This is a genomic window from Amycolatopsis sp. NPDC059027, assembly GCF_042739735.1.
GTDB lineage: Bacteria > Actinomycetota > Actinomycetes > Mycobacteriales > Pseudonocardiaceae > Amycolatopsis.
The window spans coordinates 18835-21102 of record NZ_JBHYIK010000102.1 but is presented as its reverse complement, the minus strand read 5'-3'; the positions used below and the strand labels follow the sequence as shown (position 1 = coordinate 21102).

1 protein-coding gene is annotated in these 2268 nt (G+C 67.6%); it reads right to left on the bottom strand.

What is annotated here, in order from left to right; translation table 11 throughout:
• Positions 1–41 precede the first annotated feature (41 nt).
• Positions 42–2021 (bottom strand): M6 family metalloprotease domain-containing protein, encoded by a 1980-nt coding sequence (locus ACFWY9_RS41355; protein WP_378341451.1) that lies wholly within the window; start codon positions 2019–2021, stop codon positions 42–44.
• Between the last annotated feature and the right edge of the window lie 247 nt (positions 2022–2268).

Sequence of the window (2268 nt, the reverse complement as noted above, 5' to 3'; positions counted from 1 at the left end):
GTTCCGGACGGTTAGAACCGGCCGGAACGCTCACGAGTCCTTTACCCGACGGCGACGCAGGTGGTGGTCGCGGACTTCGACGGGTCGCTCACCGACGTCGCGGTGAGCCGCACCTTCGCGACCGGGGCCGCGTCGGAACCGTGCCTGGCGTACGCGACCGCGTTCGCCTGCTCGCCGAACTTCGCGGTGGCCAGTTCGTTCGGCAGCCGGACCTGCCAGCCGCGGGCGTCGGTGGACGCGCTCAGCCGGTAGGTGTCGCTGTCGAACGGAGCGGCCGCGCCCCGCGACGCACCGGTGTTGAACAGCGTGAAGTCGCACTTGGCCAGGCCACGCCGGGCGAAGGCGGCCGACGACGGCCATGCCGCGACACCCCTCGCCTGGTCGCCGGAGCCGTCCAGCGAAGCCACGGTGACCGTGTACGAGAGGATGCCCTTCTTGTCCCGCTGGACATCGGTGACCAGGAAGCGCAGCCGGTTGGCCTGATCCGTGTACTCGTAGGGACCGGCCGCCTCGGTACCCGCCTTGAAGGTGGCGTCGTTGAGCTGCCGGTAGTCACCGATCGTGATCTTCACCGGCGTTCCGTCCGGTTTGGTGTAATCGGTGAGGTTGATGTCCTCCGGGTGGGCGTCGATGATCCACTCGAACGGGGCGTCGTCCCGGTTCTTGGTCTTGGCGATCAGCACCCCGGAGTCCGGCGTGAACGAGTCCGATCCCATCCGGTCGACGACCTCGACGGTGTAGTTCTGGTAGCCGCCGCCATCACAGAACGGATCCTTGGACCGGTCGCATTTCGGCGACTTGTCCCCGCCGGGCAGTGCGATCGTGATGCCGCTGTAGGCACCCGGCTCGGGGACGGCCACCCGCGCGGTGACCCGCGCCGACACGGGGCCGGACTTCGCCAGCTGGTCCCGGTCGAGTTTCAGGACGTCGTCCGGATCGACGATGCCGAGCTTCATCTTGTTGCGCAGCATGTGCTGCGCGCCCATCGAACCGCCCTGGGTCGCGGGGATCTGCCAGCGCGTGTGCGGGCCGCCGGGACCGTTGAAAGTGCCGCGCGACAGCATTTCCCACGGCCCGCTGTAGTCCCGCGAAGGCGGTTTTCCGAACGGGTTGTTGTAATTGTCGCCGATTCCGAGAATGTGGCTGAATTCGTGCGCGAACACCGACTGCCCGGAACTTTCCGCCTGGGTGGACGAACCGTCGGCGGCGTTGGGCCAGATGCTCGCTGCCGATTTCCACGACGTCCACGGGACGTACCGGGTGGCGGCCCAGTTCGGCAACCCGCTGCCCTTCGGCGGCCCGAAGGCGTCCGGCACGTTCTCCTTGGCGCCGAACTTCATCTCGCCGAATTCCTGCCACGTCGAACTCTCGTCCTGGCCGGCGGAAAGGTAGAAGACGAAGTCGAAGTTCTTCGTGGCGTCGCCGACATCGGCCCGCCACGCGGCGCCCGCGTCCGTGCGCAGATCGCGACGGCAGTTCGATCCCGGCGGGCACGCGTTCTGGAAGTCCATGCCGTATTCGAACGACTTCCCCGGCATCCGGTACGGCCCGAACGCGGTCAGCTGGACGCCGAAGCGGCCCGCGGAATCCTCCATCCAGTATTCGTTGATGGTGTGCCCTCGGTTGAGCGTTCCCGGTTTGTTCAGGAAATCCTGATAGAACTTCGCGACCCCGGCACGTGGGACGTTGTTCGCCTCCACAGAAGGATTCCCGAACACGGTCGAGTGCGGTGCCTGCGTGACCGCGAACTCCTGGTCCGGGTAGTCGGCGAGGACGACGGCGCCCTTGAAGGCGCGCTTGGTCGGTTTCAGTGACGGGTCGGCCCAGTTCGTGCCCGGCACCTTGCGGTAGTCGTTCCACGTCATGTCGTACTGGTTCTTCCAGTGCGACGCGTCGATCGGGGCGGGCCAGTCGCGGACGAGCGGTTCGGCGACTGCCGTGGCGGTGGACAGGCCGGGCAGGAGAACGGCCGTGGCGAACACGGCGGCGATGGTGGTGCGGCGTCGGATCCTGGCGCGCATGCGCGGGCTCCTCCCTGAGACCGCCCCCATGACGGCCTCGAAGATCGACGGTAGGAGCCCGCATCCGGGCACGGGAAAGGTCTACCCGCTTGCCGCACAACGAAAGTCGGGCAGCGTGGGCTGAAGGGGACCTTCGTCTCACCGGACGCGGGGTTTGGGGGGTTTTTGGCGGGGGGCCCGGGGGGAATAAGAGAGAATCGGCCCGTCTGGGGGGGGGGGTAGAAGCCGCGGCCCCCCCCAGCGGGGT

What these genes read in the sequence shown, in the direction of transcription:
- ACFWY9_RS41355 (WP_378341451.1), bottom strand. Translation starts at nt 2,021, where the DNA reads ATGCGCGCCAGGATCCGACGCCGCACCACCATCGCCGCCGTGTTCGCC.